Raw genomic sequence first — 21,468 nt, 5'->3', positions numbered from 1 at the left:
ACCAATCTTAAAAAACATCCCGATGAAACTTTTAACCACGACACTCATCATGATCATTTTCGCAACCTCAGCAAACGCGCAGCATTACAGCGGCGAAGAATCTTCAAACAAAGAAATCATCGTCAAAGCCTTTCAGGAATGGCACAATGGGAACGGCAATTTTTTCGACTTACTTACCGATGACGTACATTGGGAAATCACAGGATCTTCCCCGTACTCGAAAGTCTACACTTCAAAACAGGAATTCCTTGACAAGGTGATCATTCCGCTCAATAAAAAACTCAAAGTGAAGATAAAACCTACCGTTCGGAGCATTTTTGCAGACAGCGATATGGTGATCGCGCTTTGGGACGGAGAAGCCATCGCACTCGACGGCCGACCGTACAAATCATCTTATTCCTGGTATATAAAAATGAAGAATGGGAAGATTACCGAAGTCGTTGCTTTTCTCGATGGTATTGAGTTCGCCGATATCATGAAACGCATAAAAACCGATTGACCCAAAATAAAAAACCCTTGAGATCGTATGATTCAAGGGTTTTGTGCTTTGAAGTAACGCGTTGCGATTTTAGTTTTTCACAAACTTCTTGATTTCACGCGATGATCCGGATTGGATATCGATAAAATAGAATCCGCTGCTCAATTGGCCAAGGTCGATTTTACAATCGGTGATCGCGTTTGAAAAAGTTGCGTTTGCCACCAATTTTCCGGCGTTATCGTAGATTTTATAGCTGTCGACGGCTTTTATCGAAACGATGTTGAGCTCTGACGTTGCCGGGTTCGGGTAAACCATAAATTTTACAGCCTCGCTTTCAGGCGTACTCAAAGCGGAAGCGTTGTTCATAAACCATCCGAATTCGTTGTCGGTACTGTAGAAGACGTCAAGGTCGCCGTCCTCATCGATGTCGAACAGATTCGTGCGGCCGATTTCGCCTTCTATGGCAGAATTTCCGGTTATTGAGGTAATGGTCGTACTGAGTTCGCCAATTCCCGTCCCATTTTTATAGTTGATCTGGCCATATCGGAAGTACACAAGATCCTGAAAGCCGTCGAGGTCAAGATCTGCAACATGGCCAAAATTGTAATTGTTGCAGTTGGTCATGCTTAAAGGCGTGATTCCGGAATACACGTTGTTCCCGAAATTTTTGAACCAATAGCTGCCGCAATCGGAACTGCCGGTTACAACATCGTCTTTGCCGTCGTTATCTACATCGTACAAAAACGACTGATACACATACGGCGATGTCGGACTTGAATAAATGAACGATTGCACGAAAGCGTTATTCACGTATTCGAACTTGATGATTTTCTGGGTTGTCGTGCCGCCTGTGGAAACGATCAGGTCGGTTACTTGATCTTGGTCCAGGTCGCCGAAAGCTATCGAATAGATATTGTCGGTTATGGCGTAAATCATGCTATCATACACGAAAGTGCCGTTACCGGTATTGCGTACGAAATGCAGGCTGTCACCGTTCAATTGCGCTACGATGATGTCTTCTTTGCCGTCGTTGTTCATATCGCCGACCTCGAACGTCGTCAGATAACTGTTGTACGGCAAATCCTGTTTCGTACCGAAAAAACCCGATCCCATATTTTTGATCCACGACAGTCCGATTTCTCTGTCGCCTATGACAAGGTCTTTCTTTCCGTCCTCGTCTACATCGAGCAAGCGCACGGTTGTCACGTCTTCATAGGCAGAACTGATCATCGTTCTAGCAGAGAACGTTTCGTTCCCAAGGTTTTTATACCAGCACACCTGGTTAGCAGAGGACGATACGGTTCCGGTAGACGTCGTCGCAAGGATGTCGATGTCGCCGTCGTCGTCTATGTCGTGAAAAACAAAAGACGAGTGCCGATGAAGGCTGGAATTCAACACGGTGCGGCTGCCGAATTGTTGCGCGTTGGCACCGAAAAAAGCCTGTGAAATGATAAAGGCAAATAGTAATTTTTGTTTCATTTGATTTAAAAATTTATAAGTGGCGCGAATGTATAATTTTATTTTGTAGGAAATTTATAGTAGGAAAAATATTATTTTAACTCCGGCTTTTTCGGGCAGACCGTAAAATCTACCCGAAAACGCAGCCGGTGCTTCCCCTGCTCCTTCAAACAACAAAATATTATTTTTCCAGTTTCATCCAGAAGTAGTCATTCCATCCTTCTATCAGACGCGTCGGATCTGTGTTTTTGGTTCGGTCCTGTTCCGGGATTTGTACTATTTTTTTGTCCTTCACATTAAAGTTGTACTTTCTTGGCTTGGCTTCTCCATCAATTGAAAGTTCGACTCTATAGGCACCATCCGTCAGGCTCGCAAATTTGATTTCGCCCGGTTTGTCTACCAGTTTGAAGGCACACTGGACTTCATTCCATTTGGCTTGCTCAACCTGGGCAGTACTCGGTCCGTTGCCATAGTTTTGGGCGTACAATTTGTTGTCTTTGAAAATTTTCGCTGACCATTTGACGCTTTTCGTCGTTTTCTTCGGGTTTTCCGGGAATGGCTTGAATTCCTCATGGGTGATATAAAAACCGAAGAGTAGGTTGCCTGTATCGGCGTAATTCATGTAGGCGAAGTTATTCCACGGCCCGCGCGTCACCCATAATTCTTTAATTGAACCGTAAGGATCATCGTTCGTCAATTTGTGCAACTCGAAATCGAACGAATAGAACATTTTGTCGCCGGCTATGAAATCCAGCCTGAAATTGCCCGGTCCCCATTGGTTGATAAACATTTCGGACCATCCGACCCATTCGCCATCGCGTTTGTAACGGTCTTTAGGGGAATTGAACTTTGTTTTCTTTCCGTCGTCGAAAACCTGGTCGCCTTCATATTCGAAATAATTCAGATACTTGCCATCCTTGTATATCTTAATTTTCAAGTATTCGGCCTGGTCGTAAATAGGGTCAACGTCTTTCCCGCTTGCCGTTTTGTGCGGAATGAACGTGCCGGTGTAATTGTCGCACCTTCCGCCGCTGGTTCCGTAAAGCAGCGAGTTGAATGTGATTGCCGGCGTTTGCGGAAACTCGTTCCAGTCCAGTTTGAGTCCGCTAGCCGCTGCGCTTCCCGCTTTCTTTTTGGCTCCTTTGACCGCTTTGCTTCCTTCCGAAACTACCTCTGCGGCATTCTCCGTCTGGTTTTTGGCGCCTCTGAGTTTACCCAATAATTGTGCATTGGTATTGCTGAAAGAAAGCAATAGCAACCCGATAAATACTACTTGTTTTTTCATTTGATTCTGTTATTTTGTTACTGATGAAACCATCATTCGATAGGAATACAGGGCAAAACTAAATCAAAGAAAAACGGAAAATTCGGTCAATGAACCAGCGTTCGGCTTTCGCAGATTAACGTTGCTGATTAGCGTATAAACGTATTAGAGGCTGTCGAGCAAAATCAGGAATTCTTCTTTTTTGCGCACCGAAAGCGGGATAGAAGCCTTGTTTTTCATCACTATGGTATTTCCGCCTTCCGATTTGATGAAGTGATCGAAATACGCCATATTGATCAAATGCGATTTGTGCGTCCTGAAGAAATTGTGCGGCCCGAGCATGGTTTCGTATTCTTTGAGGTTCGTGGAAACCAGTAGTTTAGGCGCGTTTACGAAATAAAACGTAGTATAGTTTTTGTCCGCTTCACAGTTGATGATGTCCTGTATGTTGACCGAATATATTTTGTCGTTGGTCTTGAGCACCAGTTTCTGGAGGTTTTTAGGGCGCTCAAGATTGGTAAGCAAGTTGTGTAGTTTCATCTCGAAGACGTCGGTGCTCAACGCGTTTTCGGCTTTCAGGACGGCATCTCTCAACTCCTTGCTGTCTAAAGGCTTCAACAGATAATCGATAGCCGAAAAGCGAAACGCCCTGATCGCAAAGTCTTCGTAGCCCGTGATGAAGATGACCTTGAACGTTATCGGACTTACTTTTTGCAACAAATCGAAACCGGTCCCGTCCGCCATTTCGACATCGAGGAAAACCAAGTCTGGCGTCGCTTGTTTGATCAATTTTATTCCGGACGCTACCGAATCGGCTTGCCCGACAATCGAAATATTGGGGCAATTGGCGTTGATCAACGCGATGTTTCCCTTGCGGATCTTTTCGATGTCATCGATGACTACGGCTCGTAACATATAGTGTTTAGTTTTCGTAAATATAAGGAACCTCGAACACGACTTTCGCACCTCTGATCGTGCCTTCCGGATTCAAAAGGTTGTCTGTCTGCACGACAAAATTTTTGTTCTTGGTATAATTGACGAGGCGCTCTTTGGTGATGGTCATCGCCAACGACTTGTGATTGCTCACTTTTTTCTCGGTGTCGAATCCTTTGCCGTTATCGGTCACTTCGAAAAACAGTTTGTTGTCGTCCAAATAGAAATGAACCGCTATTTTTCCGTTTTCCAACGTATTGCTCAATCCGTGTTTTATGGCATTTTCAATAAACGGCTGGGCGAGCATAGGCGGCAGGAACATCGATTCGACATCGATGTTTTCTTCGACGATTACGGTGTAGGTGAATTTGTCTTCATATAAAAGCTGTTGTATCGAAAGGTAGTTTTCGATCATTTCTACCTCTTCTTCGAGCGATATGTAGTTTTCGTTCGAGTTTTCGAGGATTTGCCGGGTCAGTTTCGAGAATTTACCCAAATAATCTACCGCTTCATTGTTTTGTTTGTTGTTGATCAGACTCGTGATGTTTTGTACAGAATTGAATATGAAATGTGGATTCATCTGTGTGATGAGCAGTTTCTGTTTTATCTGATTTTTCTCCAATACCGTAATGGCCTGTTTCTGTCTGTTGTGTCGATAATAGAAATAGCCGCCCGATGCAAACAACACAAGGAGCGCGGAAAGGCCCAAAAGCAAATTGTTCTTTTCGGCCGTTTTCTTTTCGGCCTCTAACCTGAGCGTGGTAAGTTTTTTTCCTTGGATCAGTTTTTCGTTCAACTGCTTTTTCTCGAAATCGTAGACCAACTGCTGACGGGCCAGTTTGTTCTTGGAGTTTTGCAGAGCCGATTTTCGTTGCGCTTCGAGTTTCAGGTCGGACACTTTCTTGTCCTGTACGATCTTTTGCTGCAGTTCCTTTTTTTCGAAATCGTATTTAAGGATTTGTTGCGCCAGTTCATTCCTCGACGATTGGATTTGGCTGGAATCGGATATTTTTTCGTGGAAACGATAAATCGCAAGAGCTTTCTCGTGCTCTTTTTTGGCGACGTAAATGTCGTACAGCAAGGTCGCGATGTCTTTCTGCAGCGTTACGTTTGCAGTCGTCTTGCTTATTTCCATGGCTTTTTCGGCAAAAGGCTGGGCTTTGTCCGGATTCCCTTTTTTGAAATTCAGGATGCCCATGCCAAAATTGCAAAGGGCGACGGGGATGCTGTTAGGCTGGAGATTTTTCATGTCCAGCACTTGCTGGTATGTTTGTTCCGCCTCCTCGAATTTGGAAAGTTTCATTTTCGTGTCGGCAATCCTCGACAAAATCTGCGCGATTTGCCCGTTCGACTTTATCTTTCTGGCAATTTCGAGCGCTTTGTCGCAATATCGCAACGTTTCGTCATAGCGTTGGAGCTTGCTGTAGGCGTTAGCCATATTGCTGTAACACGTTGCCTTTAGGCTAAGCGTGCGGTTATTCGGGTTTTGGGCGTAAGACAGGTCGTAATATTTCACGGCCTGGGCGCAATACTGAATGGATGTCTCCCATTTTTTTTGCTCTCGGTACACGTGCGACATCATAGATAACGCAAACGACAATTGCTGCAAATTGCGCTGAGGGTTTTTCTCGTAATACTTAAGCGAAGCAAATATGAGCGGGATCGCTTTGTCCTCTTCCTTGATCAACGTATACAATTGGGCTTTATTAAGATTGGCGGCGTACATGTCGTCATACGATTTAACCGCCCTTAAAGTCTCAATCGCCAAATTGTGGTAGCGCAATGACTCGTCGTTTTTTTCTTGGTGGGAATAGTCAGCCGCTACAGCCGAATAATACGCACCTAGCCATTCGGCGTATATTTTGTGCAACTTGGCGCCGGTCTTTTTTTGATAGTTCTTAAGTGCCAGTTCTCCCATCATGTCGTTCAGATGCAAGTAGTTCTTGTCGTATTGGTCATGGTAGTTGGCATCCATGACATCCGAAATGACCCGTAATCTGGTGGTGTCATGAAGTTTAGGATTTCGAAGCACAATTTTTAACGAATCGATGATTTTGTCCTGGGAATAGGCTGCTGAAAAACCAAAAAGGAAAGCGATAAAAAGTGTTATTCGACTAATCTTGTACATATTTAGACTTGGCAGGTTTGTAGGAATTGCGCGTAAATGTAGGAAATTTAAGTACAATAGTTTGATGGCTGGTGTATGGAAGCGGGTTTTATGTCCTGCATTTTCTCATGCGGCTTCCCGACGATTGGGTTTACAAAAAAATTATTCCGAACATAGGTCTTTGGAAACAAAAAACCCTCGAAATCATATGATCCGAGGGTCTTGTGCTTTGAAGTATTTCTGTGGAGAAGATGGGGCTCGAACCCACGACCTTTTGGCTGCCAGCCAAACGCTCTAGCCAACTGAGCTACATCCCCAAAGCGAGGGCAAAGATAGTCTTTTAGTCAAAAGCACAAAACAGTTTTTTCAAAAAGCGTAATTTTAACCAAAAATATCCCATGACAGTTCCCGGAACGCTCCGCATCGAAAAAACAGACAGAATCGCAACCGTTACTTTTGGTCATCCTTCGGGAAATTCGTTTCCGTCGGCGGCTTTGCAAAAACTTACCGAAGCTTTCGAAGCTTTGGGAAAAGACAACGATATCAGCATAATCGTGCTCAAAAGCGAAGGCGACGGACCTTTTTGTGCAGGCGCTTCGTTCGATGAGCTACTTGCGGTTTCAAATCTTGAAGAAGGAACTCGTTTCTTTTCGGGTTTCGCCAATGTGATCAATGCGATGCGACGCTGTCCGAAACTAATCATCGGACGCGTCCAAGGAAAAACCGTCGGCGGAGGCGTTGGTTTGGCCGCGGCTTGTGACCACGTTCTGGCGACCGAACAAGCGCTGATAAAATTGTCTGAACTCGCCATCGGGATCGGGCCTTTCGTGATCGCGCCGGCCGTAGAACGCAAAATGGGACTGGCCGCGCTTTCCGAACTCACGCTTTGCGCCACCGACTGGAAAAGCGCATACTGGGCAAAAGAAAAAGGGCTTTACGAGAATGTCTACAAGAATACCGACTCGCTCGATGAGGCTTTGGACGGTTTTACCAAAACGCTCGCATCTTACAATCCCGAAGCTTTGACGCAAATGAAGAAAACATTGTGGCACGACACCGACCATTGGGGAACGCTGTTGTACGAACGCGCCGCGATTTCGGGCAACCTCGTGCTTTCCGATTTTACGAAAAACGCGCTGAATCAGTTCAAGAAAAAGTGATTGGAACAACTTAATAAACAAGCTTTTTGCAGAGCAAGACTTAAGCGCGTTCGCACCTCAGCACTTTAGCACTTTTCCGTACCTTTGCCCAAAATCAAGACAATGGCGAACATCCGCATCACCAAGCAGTTCAGTTTCGAGACGGGGCACGCGCTTTACGGATACGACGGCAAGTGCAAAAACGTGCACGGCCACAGTTATAAACTTTCGGTCACCGTCATCGGAAAACCGAACCAGGATAAAAACCACGTAAAATTCGGGATGGTCATCGACTTTACCGACCTCAAACGCATCGTACGTGAAGAAATCGTCGACAAATTCGACCACGCCACGGTTTTTAACGGAAATACACCTCATGTGGAATTGGCCGACGAACTCAAAACGCGCGGGCATCACGTCATTTTGGTCGATTATCAGCCGACGAGCGAGAACATGGTGATCGATTTCGCTTCGAAAATAAAATCGCGTCTTCCCGAAAACATCAAATTGCATTCGCTGCGTCTCCAGGAAACCGAGACTTCTTATGCCGAATGGTACGCTAGCGACAACGAATAAGATGCAGTTACCTCCAAACAAAAAAATATATTTCGCCTCAGACCAGCATTTGGGCGCGCCTACGATGGAAACGAGTTTGCCGCGCGAGAAGAAATTCGTGGCCTGGCTCGATGAAGTCAAGCACGACGCGGCCGCCATTTTTATTTTGGGCGATCTTTTCGATTTTTGGTTCGAGTATAAAATGGTCGTCCCGAGAGGTTTCGTTCGCGTTTTGGGCAAATTGGCCGAAATACGCGACAGCGGCGTCCCGATTTATTTTTTCGTCGGCAACCACGATTTGTGGATGAACGGTTATTTCGAGAAGGAACTCAACATCCCGGTCTATCACGACAACAAGGAATTCACGTTCAACGACAAGCATTTCCTGATTGGTCACGGAGACGGAAAAGGCCCGGGCGACAAGGGTTACAAACGCATGAAAAAGGTATTTACGAATCCGTTTTCGAAATGGCTGTTCAGATGGCTGCACCCCGATTTGGGCGTGAAGCTCGCCCAATACCTTTCGGTCAAGAACAAATTGATTTCGGGCGACGCCGACGTGAAGTTTTTGGGCGAAGACAAAGAGTGGCTCGTACAGTACTCAAAGCGCAAACTCGAATCGAAACACTACGATTATCTGATTTTCGGACACCGTCATTTGCCGATGAACATCAAGGTGGGCGAACATTCTTCTTACGTGAACCTCGGCGATTGGATCACGTATTTCACATATGGGGTTTTCGACGGGAATTCGTTCGAACTTCTCAAATACGAGAATTAATTCTGTCCGATCCCGTACACGAATTTCTGCAATCGCATCTTGAACAAAGTTCCGAGAACCAAGTCTTTGATTCCGTCTAGCTCGTATTTCGAAACAGCCAGGTCGATTTGGGAAACCGGCGTTTTGAGAAGGAATTTCATGCATTCGTGACGCAATCCGCAACCGTCGCACGTGTTTTTGCGACAACTTTCGTCAATGAGTTTGGCAAAAGTGTCCAATTCCGCTTCGTCGAAATGGAAACCCGTTTCCTTGAACACGATCTGGACTTTGTCCGTTAGGGTTTTCCCGTCTTTCTTCCAATAAAATGCTGTTCCGAGGTCGTTATAGTAAAGTGGTGCGATTTGTCTCATGGCTTTGCGTAAGCGATTCACGCAAATATAAAATTTATTTAAATTGATTCTAAATAATTAACTAACGAAAAGAAACATTATCCCAACTATAAAAAGAATCGCTATTATCCAATTGATTGCTTGGCTTATCGATTCGTCGTATTCTTCGTTATTGCGACGTGATCCTGTCAAAAAGTATTTCATATTTCGGTAAGGCCTGTCGAATAAGGCATTCCAAATGGCGAAGAACAACCATCGGACGGTGGCTCCGATCACATCGAGAATCCCAAAAATTACGATTTCACCAAAAAAATCACCCCACATCGTCCGTTTTCTTGATATCCTTGACGCGTAATTGCTGCGAAACCTTGCCGTTCCACTCGTTTTCATCGATACAATACACGGCGTCGAATCGCTTTTGGTTTTGGACCATCGGGAATTTATGGCCCAACCCGAAACCGACTGCGCCAATTCCGCCTGAATCACCCTGGCGTACGAAAAGCTTGAGGTGCTTGCTCTCTTCCCCTATCGGTTTGGCGAATCCGGTATCGAACAAGTCGCGCGTCAAAAAAACCGGTGTCATGTTTTGAGGTCCAAACGGTTCGAATTGCTTGAGTATCCTGAAAAATTTGGGCGTGATGTCGTCAAATTCTATTTCGGCATCTATATTGATTTCGGGTGTCTTCAAATCGGGATGCAAGGTTTCGGACACGACTTTTTCGAAAGCTTCCTTGAACATCAGGTAATTTTCCTCTTTCAATGTCAATCCGGCCGCATACATGTGTCCGCCAAATTGTTCGAGGTGTTCCGCGCAGGCTTCCAAAGCGTTATACACGTCGAATCCAGGAACAGAACGAGCCGATGCCGCCAACTTCCCTTCCGATTTCGTGAAGACCAATGTCGGTCGATAATACGTCTCGATCAGACGCGAAGCCACGATCCCGATGACGCCTTTGTGCCAATCGTCCTGGAAAACAACGGTCGTGGAGCGTTCGGTTTCATTGTTGTCTTCGATCTGGGACAAAGCCTCGAGCGTTATCCGTTTGTCGAGTGTTTTGCGGTCCGCATTGTATTTCTCGATTTCGGAAGCATACGTTTCGGCAAGATCCAAATCGGATTCCGTCAGCAAATCTACCGCATGATGCCCGTGTCGGATTCTTCCGGCGGCGTTGATTCTGGGCGCGATGATAAACACGACATCGGTAATATCGAAACGGCTTTTTTTGGATTGTTGGACCAATGTTTTGATACCCGGCCGCGGATTCGAATTGATTACATCAAGACCGAACTTCGCCAGGATACGGTTTTCGCCCGTCATCGGTACGATATCTGCTGCAATGGCCGTGGCGACCAAGTCGAGGTATTGCAGCAAATCTTCAATGGTTTCACCCCTATTTTTCCCCAACGCCTGTACAAGCTTGAATCCGACGCCGCAACCGCACAATTCATCGTACGGATACTCGCAGTCGGAACGTTTGGGATCAAGCACCGCAACCGCATCGGGCAATTCGTCACCGGGACGGTGGTGGTCGCAAATGATGAAATCGATGCCTTTCTTTTTGGCATAATCGACGTGGTCAAGCGATTTGATGCCGCAGTCGAGCGCGATGATCAGCGTACAATCGTTATCGTGCGCATAATCGATGCCCTGATAGGAAACTCCGTAACCTTCTTTGTATCGATCCGGGATATACGTCGCGACATTGGGATGATGCGTTCGCAGATACGTCGAAACGAGAGAGACCGAAGTCGTTCCGTCTACGTCGTAATCTCCGAAAACCAAGATGTTTTCGTTTGCTGTGATGGCTTGCTCGATACGCGCAACCGCTTTGTCCATATCCTTCATCAGATACGGATCGTGCAGATCGTTTAATGTAGGACGGAAAAACTTGCGCGCATCGTCAAAAGTTGTGATACCTCTTTGCACAAGTAATTGCGCGACAAGCGGTTCTACATTGAGCGTTTGGGCGAGTTCGGAAACGGTTTGGGAGTCGACGGAAGAAGGGAAAGTCCAGCGCATATACTAAAAATTTGGATGGTGCAGATGTGGTAAAAGTAAGCATATTTCCATCACAAAAAATCGCGCTTGGAGAAAATTTCGCGTTTAACAAAAACGGCAGGAAATCTGTAAATCAATGTTTTGAAAAAACCTTAACTTCGGGAAAGACCTAACAGGTTTTGAAAACCTGTTAGGTCTGGATCCAAAGTAGAAGTCCAAAAATATCGCACAAAATCACTTCCCGCTTTCTCCCAAAACCTCATCCAAATTCGTCATACACATCGTAAATCCTTCCTTGAAGCCCATTTCGAGGATTTTTTCAAGATCATTTACCGAATCGTACGTAAGCAAGATGTTGACCATGGTCGTATCACCTTTACTTTCGAAACTGATATTCCAGTTCGTGCTCGGGAAATCCTGGTTGAGTTTAGCGTTCTCATCGCAAAACGCATCGATATACGAATAGCTCGCTCCGGTTTCAATCGATTTATAATCGGCACGACACCAATGTTTGTCGCCTTCAGGACTCAACATATAATAATGCCAAAGCCCGCCGACCGAAAAATCCATAGATTTCGTGACGGCCTTATACGGTTTCGGCGCCCACCATCTGTCGAGGATTTCGCTTTTCGTCCAGGCGTTCCAGACCAAATCTTTATTGGCTGCGAACTCGCGGTTCACGGTAATTTTCTTGTTGTCCTTATCGACATCGAAGGACATGAACGGTACTGTTTTCATTTGTTGTCGTTTTTAAGTTGTTGCAATACCTCGTCGAGTTGCTCGAATCGGCCCGCGAGCAATTTTTTGAACGCGTTGAGCCATTGTTCGACCTCGTCTATTTTTTTCGGATTCAGATGATATACGATTTCGCGTCCTTTCTGTTCCTGTTTCAGCAATTCACATTCGACCAAAATCTGCATGTGCTTTGAAATCGCCTGTCTGCTTTGGTCGAAATGTTCTGCTACGGAATTAGGCGTAAGCGACTGAACCGCTATTAGGCTCAAAATCGCGCGTCGCGTCGGATCGGCAATTGCTTGGAATACATCTCTTCTCATAATTCGCAATGATTCAGTTGCAAATATATGCAATTGTTTGGTTGCGCAATTATATTTTAGACGAATTTTGATGGACGATTTACCTTCGGATTCAGAAAAAATCACAAACTTGCCGTCACAAAACCAACAATCATGCGCATTCAGGGCCAAATTGTCGACATAAAAAACCGTTACATCTACAAAGGCGAAATACTTGTCGAAAACGGAAAAATCACCTCGATTACAAAAGTTGATCACGACTACGATCGGTTTATCCTTCCCGGATTCATAGACGCACACATCCATATAGAAAGTTCGATGCTCGTGCCTTCGGAATTCGCCAAAATCGCCGTCACCCACGGAACGGTCGCTACGATTTCCGACCCGCATGAAATTGCCAACGTCTTGGGTTCCGATGGTGTGCGTTACATGATCGAAAACGGTAAAAAAACACCGTTCAAGTTCCATTTCGGTGCGCCGTCGTGCGTGCCCGCGACAAGTTTCGAAACCGCTGGCGCAACGATCGATTCGGACGGAATCCGCGAACTCCTCGCCTCGCCCGACATTTACTACCTCGCCGAAATGATGAATTATCCCGGTGTGATTTTCGACGACGCCGAAGTGCACAAAAAGCTTGAATGGGCCAAGCATTTCAACAAACCGATCGACGGACATGCGCCCGGACTTCGCGGCGAACAGCTCAAAAAATACGTCTCGGCGGGCATCACGACCGATCACGAATGCTTTACGTACGAAGAAGCCGCCGAAAAACTGTCACTCGGCATGAAAGTCATCATCCGCGAAGGCAGTGCCGCCAAGAATTTCGAGGCGTTGATCGGGCTTTTGGACGAGAATTTCGAAAACATGATGTTCTGTTCAGACGACAAACATCCCGACGATTTGCTTTTGGGTCACATCAACCAACTTTGTGCGCGTGCCGTCGCGAAAGGCATCGACGTTTTTAACGTGTTGCAGGCGGCTTGCCTGAACCCGATTTCACATTACGGCATGAATGTAGGGAATCTCACGGTCGGCGCTTCCGCAGATTTTATCGTCGTCGAGGATTTGACCGACTTCAAGGTTTTGCAGACGTTTATCGACGGAAATCTGGTCGCCGAAAACGGAAAATCCTTCATCGGATCGGTTGCATTCGAGAAACCCAATGCGTTCAACATCGGTTTTAAAAATCCCGTCGATTTCCAAGTGAATGCCACTTCCGACAAAATCCGCGTCATCGAGGCTCTGGACGGGCAATTGATCACGAACGAATTGCATCTGCAACCCAAAATCGACAACGGAAAATTGGTTTCCGATGTAGAAAACGACATGCTCAAGATCGTCGTCGTCAACCGCTACCGCGAAGCCAAACCAGCCGTCGCTTTCATCAAGAATTTCGGACTCAAAAAAGGCGCGATCGCGGGTTCGGTCGCACACGATTCGCACAACATCATAGCGGTCGGCGCTTCGGACGAGGAAATCTGTTCGGCCGTGAACCTCATCATCGAGAACAAAGGCGGGATTTGCGCGGTAAACGGAAATGCGAAAAGGAATTTGCCGTTACCCGTGGCCGGAATCATCAGCGACAAAGATTGCGTCGAAACGGGAAGACTTTATCAGCAAATCGACGCGATGGCAAAAGAAATGGGCAGCTCGTTGAAAGCGCCGTTCATGACGTTGTCGTTTATGGCTTTATTGGTGATCCCCGATTTGAAATTGAGCGATTTGGGATTGTTTAGCGGAAAGAAGTTCGAGTTTGTAGACTTGGGCGAATAATCTGGCTCCCGTTAAACTATGCGCCGTTTTAGGCACCTTTCAACAAACCTAAGCTGGGAATCACTTTTCCGGTTTTTAAGCTGTATTCGTTGATCAGGTCGATAAGTACCTGATAATTCCAATCGGAGGATTTATTGATGTAATAAAATTTGTCCTCGCACATTATTTCCAAACAATAAACACTGTTGTTTTTACCGACGTATTCCTCGACGACTTCTATAAACGTTTTGCTTAAATCGAGATCGTCCTCGAATTTCGAGTTGAAATCGTACCCGAAAATTTTGAATTTCGAATCGGATATCTGAACCTCGGTCACAACAGTCCGAATGCGATTCATGTGATAAAAAAAACCGATTGTCGCAGCGATGGCCATGACGACCGAAAATTCGATTTTGTAATCGGCGAATATTCCGGATCGTCGTCCATAAAACACATTGAGAACCGCGATGAACGCTATCAAAATTACTGGTGAAATCTTTTTGAATAATCTTAGGTAAAAGGGTTTGTATTCGCCATTAAATGTTTTGTCCATCGCGAGATTTAGTGAGGATTGTAATTGGTGGTACTTGTGTAATTCGTGGCCAAAATCACTTGCCGGTTTTTCCGGCCACAACCGCCACAATTTCACCCTTAACCGTTCCTTTTTCAAAGTGCTTCAAAACTTCGGCAGCCGTTCCTCTCGCCGTTTCTTCATGTAATTTCGAAAGTTCGCGCGATACCGAAACCTGTCGGTCTTCGCCGAAATACTGCACGAATTCGCCCAAAGTCTTGACGAGTTTGTGTGGGGAAACGTAAAAAATCATCGTACGCGTTTCTTCGGCTAGTGCCAAAAATCGCGTTTGGCGGCCTTTTTTCTCAGGAAGGAAGCCTTCGAACACGAATCGGTCGTTCGGAAGTCCCGAATTCACAAGGGCCGGAACAAAAGCCGTCGCGCCCGGCAAACACTCTACTTCCACTCCGTTTTCGACACAGGCGCGTGTCAGTAAAAATCCGGGGTCGGAAATCGCTGGCGTGCCCGCATCCGAAATCAAAGCGAACGTCTCACCCGCTTTCATGCGCGACACCAATTGCTCAACGGTTTTGTGCTCGTTGTGCATGTGGTGCGAGATCATGTGTGTCGCGATGTCGAAATGCTTGAGCAGTTTGCCCGAATTGCGCGTGTCTTCGGCCAAAATCAAATCGGCTTCCTTGAGCACGCGGATCGCCCTGAAGGTCATATCCTCGAGATTGCCGATCGGCGTCGGGACGAGGAACAGCTTACCCATTTACTGGAAACGTTTTTCGATGATTTCCAAAAAGCGCTGCTCGTATTCCTCTTTGCCTTTCCAATCGTCGTAGTCGGGTTTCACCATGGTGTCGATGAAATCTTTGGCGTCCGTATAATTATCGAACGTGATAAGCTGCGAAAGTACGCGGTTGTAGTCTTCGCTCGAATTGTTGAAAAGCTGTTTCATGAACGCGATACGGTCGTTGAGCCCGATCGTAATGCCTTTCGACAACTTGTCGTTTAGCGTCACGCCACGTTCGTCTTTGTTGAGCGGAATCACGTTGCCTTTGTCGAAAGAACGCGAAATCGGAATGACTTCACTCGCGGTTTCGGCCGGGATTTCTTCGGGTGTCCCTTCCTCGGGTTTGGATGCCTCGATCGAACCTTGCAATTCTTCGGGCGTCACAAAAACCGGGTCGGCATAATCTTTCCCGAGAAGATCGTCGAACGTGAAAGTCGGCGATGGCGTATCTTCTTTAGGCGATTCTTCCGATTTTTCATCGAAACTCAACTCGAATTTCGGAGCGAAAATATCGTCTTGCTCATCGTCTTTCGGCGCTTCGGTATTCGTCTCGGCGGCCGGCATTTCTTCCGGTTTCGCTTCCCAGAACAAAGCGGTCGCTTCATTGGCTTCTTCGGCCAGTTTTATTTCTTCGGTCGCCTCGGCGGGAACGTATGCTTCGGCTGCCTCGAATGTAGGCGATGCTATTTCGTGGGCGGGTTCTTCCGTTTCAGATGTTTCCGCTTTAGATGTTTCTTCCGATTCCGTCGCTTCAGATAAAACTTCTTCGGATGGCGTCTCTTCTTTTTCGGACGTTTCTTCCTCGGAAGCCGTCGGTTCGTCGGTTACAGATTTCGAAGCGGCCAAATTCTCCATCATCGATGAAATCTCGTCGGCCGCAGGCACTTCTTCGGCTGCCGGAATTTCGCCCACGACGATTTTTTGTTCGTAATCGAACGCCTTGTCGAGTTTTTCTTCTATTTCGGGTTGGCCGATCGTGGGTTTGGCATCAGAAAAATTCTCCTCTACGAATCGAAGCACCGACAATTTCTCGTACAGTTTACGCGCTTCTTCTTGCAAAACCGCGATGTCTTCTTTGTTCTTGAGTTGTAAAATTCGGTGTGCAAGGCTGATAAGTTCGGCTTCGAGCTTCTTTTTCATGACTTGGAGATTATGGTATGGTAAGGCGTGAGTTGACTTGATTTTTTTTGGTCGGAAGCCGTAATCGACAAAAATTTTCTACTTTTGGAATCGACGCTTTCAGGGCGTGAAATAGACAAATTTTACGACGGTTTCCGCTCCCGCAAATTAAAGAAAACCGTTTCATTTACACCGCGAAAATTACGAAATGTTTCTCGAAAATACAGTTAACCACAAAGAACAATTCGGCTGGATAGAAGTCATTTGCGGTTCGATGTTTTCGGGTAAGACCGAAGAACTCATCCGACGCCTCAAACGTGCCCAATTCGCCAAGCAAAAGGTCGAAATCTTCAAGCCTGCGATAGACACGCGCTATCACGACGAGATGGTCGTTTCCCACGATTCGAACGAGATTCGCTCGACTCCGGTTCCGGCCGCGGCGAACATTTCGATTTTGGCTCAAGGCTGCGATGTCGTCGGGATTGACGAAGCGCAGTTTTTCGACGACGAGATCGTTCGCGTCTGTAATGACTTGGCAAACCAGGGAATCCGCGTTATCGTCGCCGGTCTCGATATGGATTTCAAAGGCAATCCGTTCGGGCCGATGCCTGCTTTGATGGCAACTGCCGAATACGTGACGAAAGTACACGCGGTTTGTACACGAACCGGGAATTTGGCGCATTATTCTTTCCGTAAATCAGATTCTGAAAGGTTAGTCCTTTTGGGCGAAACCGAAGAATACGAGCCGTTGAGCCGCGCGGCTTACTTCAACGCGATGCGCGATGCTTCTACTACAGATGAAAAAGACGATTTGTCTGAATTGAGCCATTGATTTCTTACGCAACCTTTTCAGTATCATGGTATCTGCATAAAAATGCAGACCATGAAAAACATCTTTATTTTTTTACTTTTTTTCTCAGTTAGTGTCGAATCCCAAAACACCGAACCTTTCGAATACGATAAGGCTTGGGGAACCTATTTTGGCACAAATGAAGGCAATATTGTCTTGAGCGACCTTGACAGCCGCGGCAATCTGTGGGTTGTCACCGCAACGGAAACGCCATCGGCTTATGACGGTTTCATGGGGCCGGACTCTCATCAATCGCAACATTTGGGCTATTACGATTTGGTATTGGCTAAATTTTCTCCAGACGGAGCATTGTTGTACGCCACCTATTACGGAGGCCAAGGCAATGAGGTTCCGCATGCCATCAAAACAAAAACGATCGGACAGGAAGTTTCGGTGTATTTGGTCGGTAAGACCAGCTCATCTCAAAATATAGTCACCCCCGGTGCTTATCAGCAGGAGTTGTCCAATCCGAGCGTTTCCCCCGAAACTATGAACAATGCCTTTATTGCGAAGTTTACTGAGGATGGTGAACTTGCCTGGGCAACCTATTACAACGGCGACCAATCCAATTTCGTAGGATATTTAGACATAGACGATTCCGGGAATATCTATTGTGCCGGCACAACCCGAAGTTCCAACTTGGGAACACCGGGCGCTTTTCGCGAAACCGTGCCGCCTCCGGTAGAAATCCCGTTACCAGTGCCACCTTATGTTCTCTATTGGTATGGGACGTATCCGCTTATTTCAAAATTCGACAACGACGGAAACCGGGTTTGGGCCACATATTACGGGCCTGACATGAGCCAAAACAATACCGCAGCCTGGGCACTTTTCATTGCCGGAATCGCGGTAGATATGGAACAAAACATTGTCGTTACCGAAAGAAGCGGGGACGACATGGGTTATTATGCCGCACCGGGTGCTTTCCAGCAGACAGGATCGGGCGGATGGGACGCTTTCCTTTCTAAATTCAGTGCTACCGGACATCGTGTCTGGAGCACGTATTACGGAGGCGATGGCTCCGATCAGACACTAGATTTGCAAATAGACAAATCAAACAACATCTATATTGCGGGCCAAACCCAAAGCGAGACGCAAATCGCGACCGAAAATGCGTATTTGCCGGAGTATTCGAGTCTTGGCGTGAACAATTGCTTCCTGTCCAAATTCGATTCTGAAGGCCAGCGCCTTTGGGGTACTTACATTCCATACGGATATGCGACCCAGCCGCATCAACCCGACATTTCGCTAGACGGAGACGGCAATGTGTATTTCGCGACCGTCAGTTCCAATCCTCAAATAGTCACTCCGGACTCGTTCCAGGAAAGCCTGAACGGAAATGCCGATGCGCTGTTTATGAAATTCGGGCCTAGCGGAAGCCTTGTTTGGGCGAATCTATACGGAGGCGAAGATACTGATGGCGCATTGCAGATCCATTTGAACGCCGACAACGAAATTTACCTCGTCGGGTTTACCGACAGCGATACCGGAATCGCCACAAACGGTGCTGTCCAACCAACTTTGAACTTCATGAGAAATGCCATGATCACGAAGTTCGAAAGCACTCTTCTGTCCGTTTCCCAAACCAATATCAATTCTTTTTCGCTTTACCCAAACCCGAACAATGGTCATTTTAGCATAACAGGTCATTTTCCGGAAGATTCAGAAATGACACTTTTCGATGTGACCGGAAGGAAAGTCCAATCTGTCCGATTGCGAAAAACCGCGGGCGATCATTTCCAAATCGAATTGTCCACCGTTCAAGACGGATTGTATTTCGCAGAGCTCAAAACCAATTCCAAAATTGTGGCTACGTTTAAGATTGTCGTTAAAAATTGATGCGAGCCTAGCACCGATTGTGTTATTTTTGTGGTGGTACGCGTCAAACAGCGTCCGTCTTTGATGAATCTCACGCTAAAAAACATCTTGTCGGTTCTCGGCGCCCAATGGGTCGGGGAATTCGATTCTGCCGATATCTCGCACATTTCCATAGACAGCCGATCACTTCAAAACGGCCCTGAAACCTTGTTCTTCGCGCTTTCGGGCCCGAACAACGACGCGCATCATTACATTGGTGAATTGATTGATTCGGGCGTGATGAATTTCGTGGTTTCGTACATTCCCGAAGAAGTCAAGAACCAGGCGAATTTTCTCGTCGTTCCCAATACTTTGGCGGCTTTGCAGCAATTCGCGACCTGGTATCGCAACCATTTCAAGTTTCCTGTAATCGGTATTACGGGAAGCAACGGAAAAACGATCGTCAAGGAATGGCTCAACTTTTTGCTCGGGCCAGATTTCAACATCATCCGAAGCCCGAAAAGCTACAATTCGCAGGTTGGCGTGCCGCTTTCTGTGATTTCTATCAATGAAAAACACAATCTCGGGATTTTCGAAGCGGGGATTTCCACGATTTCCGAAATGGAAAAACTCGAACCGATCATTACGCCTACGATTGGAATTTTGACCAATATCGGAACCGCCCATGACGAAGGATTTTCGAATATCGCCGAAAAAATCAAGGAAAAACTCAAGTTGTTCAAGCATTCCGAATTGCTGATTTACAACTCGAACAAAACGATCGAAGCGTTCATTCCGTCAACGACTAAGCGCTTTTCGTGGAGTTTCAAAGACGAATCTGCCGATGTGTTTTTGGTCCGAAGAAACGCAGGCGAGCACACGTTTATTTCGGTGACCTGGAACGAACGCGCATTCGAGGTCGAGATTCCGTTCCGCAACGACGCTTCCATTGAGAACGCGATGCATTGTTTGATGGTGTTGCTGCATTTCGGATACGATAATTTGGAGATAAAGAACCGACTGGCGATGCTTTTCCCGGTCGAAATGCGGCTTAAAGTCAAGAACGGCATCGACAATTCTACGGTAATCGACGACAGTTACAGCAGTGATTTTCAATCGCTTAAAATTGCGCTCGACTTTCTCGAAACCCAGAAACAGCACAAGAAAAAAACACTTATACTTTCGGATATCTTCCAGTCGGGATTGACCAACGAAGAATTGTATTCGCGGGTTTCCCAACTCGTGATTTCGAACAAGATCAACCGTGTGATCGGGATTGGCGAGACGATTTCGGCTTTCAAGCACAAATTCGTGAATTGCGTCACGTTTGATACGACGAACGAATTTTTAGCCGCTTTCGACGGACTCAATTTCGGTCATGAAACCATTCTCGTCAAAGGCGCGCGCCAGTTCCGATTCGAGAAAATCGTATCGCTTCTGGAGGAAAAGACGCATGAAACCGTACTCGAGATCAACCTCAACGCGATTTCGCACAATTTGAATTTCTTCCGATCCAAAATAAGGCCCGAAACCAAAATGATGATCATGGTCAAGGCGTTCAGCTACGGAAACGGCGGTTTCGAAATCGCGCGTTTGCTCGAACACCACAAGGTCGATTACTTGGGCGTGGCTTTCGCCGATGAAGGAATCGCGCTTAAAACACAGGGCATTTCGCTTCCGATCATGGTGATGAATCCCGAATCGACGAGTTTCACCTCGATCATCCAATACGGACTCGAGCCCGAAATATACAGTCTGAAAGGTCTCGACGCGTTTTTGAAAATCGCCAACGAGAAGAAACTCGAGCAGTATCCGATCCATATCAAACTTGACACGGGCATGCACCGGTTGGGTTTCGAAGAGCCGCAACTTGCCCAATTGATTTCGGTTTTGAAGGAAAACAAATCGGTCAAGATAAAAAGTATCCTGTCGCACATGGCCACGAGCGACGATTTGCAACATCATGCGTTCGCGCTCGGACAGATCGCTTTGTACGAAAAAATGTCGTCGCTGATGATTGCCGAACTCGAAATCGATCCGATACGCCACATCTTGAATACGTCGGGAATCAGCAATTACGCAGAAGCACAATTCGACATGGTGCGTTTGGGCATCGGGTTGTATGGCATTTCGAACGATGCGTCGGAACAGAAATACCTTGAAAATGTCGGGACATTAAAGTCGATCCTTTCGCAAATCAGGACGATTCCGGCCGGAGACAGCGTGGGTTATGGCCGACGATTCATGGCCGAGCACGAAACCAAGATCGCGACCATTCCGATCGGTTATGCCGATGGTATTTCACGACATTGGGGCAACGGCATCGGATATGTGAACGTCAACGGCAAAAAAGCGCCGATCACAGGAAGCGTCTGCATGGACATGCTTATGGTCGACGTGACCGGAATTACGTGCAAAGAAGGCGATCCGGTCGTGATTTTCGGCGAAGATCCTAGCGTGATCCATATGGCGAAACAACTCGGGACGATTCCTTATGAGATTCTGACGAGTATTTCACAACGGGTCAAACGCGTATTTTATCGGGAATGATACGGTTGTTTTA

General features: G+C 46.5%; 19 protein-coding genes and 1 tRNA gene. 8 read left to right on the top strand and 12 right to left on the bottom strand.

Annotation, left to right across the window (positions count from 1 at the left end; translation table 11 throughout):
• Positions 1-22: 22 nt before the first annotated feature.
• A complete protein-coding gene (locus HZF10_RS11145; RefSeq protein WP_217703376.1) occupies positions 23-499 on the top strand; it encodes a nuclear transport factor 2 family protein in 477 nt (158 codons plus the stop codon).
• A gap of 69 nt (positions 500-568) precedes the next feature.
• On the opposite strand, the gene HZF10_RS11140 is transcribed toward HZF10_RS11145, so the two are convergent.
• The 5 genes from HZF10_RS11140 to HZF10_RS11120 form a co-directional block, all read right to left on the bottom strand.
• Complete coding sequence (locus HZF10_RS11140; RefSeq protein ID WP_176006283.1) at positions 569-1,957, bottom strand: T9SS type A sorting domain-containing protein; 1,389 nt, start codon at positions 1,955-1,957, stop codon at positions 569-571.
• Positions 1,958-2,117: 160 nt separating this feature from the next.
• Positions 2,118-3,221, bottom strand: a complete 1,104-nt coding sequence (locus tag HZF10_RS11135; RefSeq protein ID WP_176006282.1) for a hypothetical protein — start codon at positions 3,219-3,221, stop codon at positions 2,118-2,120.
• A gap of 144 nt (positions 3,222-3,365) precedes the next feature.
• Positions 3,366-4,115, bottom strand: a complete 750-nt coding sequence (locus HZF10_RS11130) for a LytR/AlgR family response regulator transcription factor (protein WP_176006281.1) — start codon at positions 4,113-4,115, stop codon at positions 3,366-3,368.
• A 7-nt stretch (positions 4,116-4,122) separates the two neighbouring features.
• Complete coding sequence (locus HZF10_RS11125; protein ID WP_176006280.1) at positions 4,123-6,108, bottom strand: tetratricopeptide repeat protein; 1,986 nt, start codon at positions 6,106-6,108, stop codon at positions 4,123-4,125.
• A 375-nt stretch (positions 6,109-6,483) separates the two neighbouring features.
• A tRNA-Ala gene (locus HZF10_RS11120) sits at positions 6,484-6,557 on the bottom strand.
• 81 nt (positions 6,558-6,638) lie between these two features.
• Between HZF10_RS11120 and HZF10_RS11115 the strand changes: the two genes are divergently transcribed.
• The 3 genes from HZF10_RS11115 to HZF10_RS11105 all read left to right on the top strand — a co-directional run bounded on the left by HZF10_RS11115 (position 6,639) and on the right by HZF10_RS11105 (position 8,715).
• Positions 6,639-7,400 (top strand): enoyl-CoA hydratase/isomerase family protein, encoded by a 762-nt coding sequence (locus tag HZF10_RS11115; RefSeq protein WP_176006279.1) that lies wholly within the window; start codon positions 6,639-6,641, stop codon positions 7,398-7,400.
• Between the two features lie 102 nt (positions 7,401-7,502).
• Complete coding sequence (locus HZF10_RS11110; RefSeq protein WP_176006278.1) at positions 7,503-7,955, top strand: 6-pyruvoyl trahydropterin synthase family protein; 453 nt, start codon at positions 7,503-7,505, stop codon at positions 7,953-7,955.
• A 1-nt stretch (position 7,956) separates the two neighbouring features.
• Positions 7,957-8,715, top strand: coding sequence for a UDP-2,3-diacylglucosamine diphosphatase (locus tag HZF10_RS11105; protein WP_176006277.1), 759 nt, complete (start codon positions 7,957-7,959; stop codon positions 8,713-8,715).
• Here the strand turns inward: HZF10_RS11105 and HZF10_RS11100 are convergent.
• The 4 genes from HZF10_RS11100 to HZF10_RS11085 form a co-directional block, all read right to left on the bottom strand.
• Entirely contained in the window at positions 8,712-9,065 is a 354-nt protein-coding gene (locus HZF10_RS11100) for a hypothetical protein (protein ID WP_176006276.1), read from the bottom strand. The genes HZF10_RS11105 and HZF10_RS11100 overlap by 4 nt on opposite strands.
• A 292-nt stretch (positions 9,066-9,357) precedes the next feature.
• Positions 9,358-11,064, bottom strand: a complete 1,707-nt coding sequence (recJ, locus tag HZF10_RS11095) for a single-stranded-DNA-specific exonuclease RecJ (RefSeq protein WP_176006275.1) — start codon at positions 11,062-11,064, stop codon at positions 9,358-9,360.
• A gap of 213 nt (positions 11,065-11,277) precedes the next feature.
• Positions 11,278-11,781, bottom strand: a complete 504-nt coding sequence (locus HZF10_RS11090) for an SRPBCC family protein (protein ID WP_176006274.1) — start codon at positions 11,779-11,781, stop codon at positions 11,278-11,280.
• A complete protein-coding gene (locus tag HZF10_RS11085; protein ID WP_176006273.1) occupies positions 11,778-12,098 on the bottom strand; it encodes an ArsR/SmtB family transcription factor in 321 nt (106 codons plus the stop codon). Before HZF10_RS11085 ends, HZF10_RS11090 begins: the two co-directional genes overlap by 4 nt.
• Before the next feature lie 132 nt (positions 12,099-12,230).
• Here HZF10_RS11085 and ade point away from each other — a divergent pair, with 132 nt between their 5' ends.
• Complete coding sequence (ade, locus tag HZF10_RS11080; RefSeq protein WP_176006272.1) at positions 12,231-13,850, top strand: adenine deaminase; 1,620 nt, start codon at positions 12,231-12,233, stop codon at positions 13,848-13,850.
• A 28-nt stretch (positions 13,851-13,878) separates the two neighbouring features.
• Here the strand turns inward: ade and HZF10_RS11075 are convergent, their stop codons facing one another.
• The 3 genes from HZF10_RS11075 to HZF10_RS11065 form a co-directional block, all read right to left on the bottom strand.
• The gene (locus HZF10_RS11075; protein ID WP_218833181.1) at positions 13,879-14,310 is read right to left on the bottom strand and encodes a hypothetical protein; all 432 of its coding nucleotides are present in this window, start codon (positions 14,308-14,310) and stop codon (positions 13,879-13,881) included.
• Positions 14,311-14,437: 127 nt separating this feature from the next.
• Positions 14,438-15,115, bottom strand: a complete 678-nt coding sequence (gene rsmI, locus HZF10_RS11070; protein WP_176006270.1) for a 16S rRNA (cytidine(1402)-2'-O)-methyltransferase — start codon at positions 15,113-15,115, stop codon at positions 14,438-14,440.
• Entirely contained in the window at positions 15,116-16,279 is a 1,164-nt protein-coding gene (locus HZF10_RS11065) for a DUF8457 domain-containing protein (protein WP_176006269.1), read from the bottom strand.
• A 187-nt stretch (positions 16,280-16,466) separates the two neighbouring features.
• On the opposite strand from HZF10_RS11065, the gene HZF10_RS11060 reads away from it, so the two are divergent.
• The 3 genes from HZF10_RS11060 (at position 16,467) to HZF10_RS11050 (ending at position 21,455) form a co-directional block, all read left to right on the top strand.
• Entirely contained in the window at positions 16,467-17,090 is a 624-nt protein-coding gene (locus HZF10_RS11060) for a thymidine kinase (RefSeq protein ID WP_176006268.1), read from the top strand.
• Between the two features lie 51 nt (positions 17,091-17,141).
• Positions 17,142-18,947 carry a T9SS type A sorting domain-containing protein gene (locus tag HZF10_RS11055; protein ID WP_176006267.1) on the top strand — a complete coding sequence of 602 codons (1,806 nt, stop codon included), beginning with the start codon at positions 17,142-17,144 and terminating at the stop codon, positions 18,945-18,947.
• 63 nt (positions 18,948-19,010) lie between these two features.
• On the top strand, positions 19,011-21,455 hold the full coding sequence (locus HZF10_RS11050) for a bifunctional UDP-N-acetylmuramoyl-tripeptide:D-alanyl-D-alanine ligase/alanine racemase (protein ID WP_176006266.1): 2,445 nt from the start codon (positions 19,011-19,013) through the stop codon (positions 21,453-21,455).
• The last annotated feature ends 13 nt before the right edge of the window (positions 21,456-21,468 follow it).

This window comes from Flavobacterium agri (genome assembly GCF_013401995.1).
Lineage (GTDB): Bacteria > Bacteroidota > Bacteroidia > Flavobacteriales > Flavobacteriaceae > Flavobacterium > Flavobacterium agri.
This window is presented reverse-complemented; position numbering and strand designations above follow the sequence as displayed.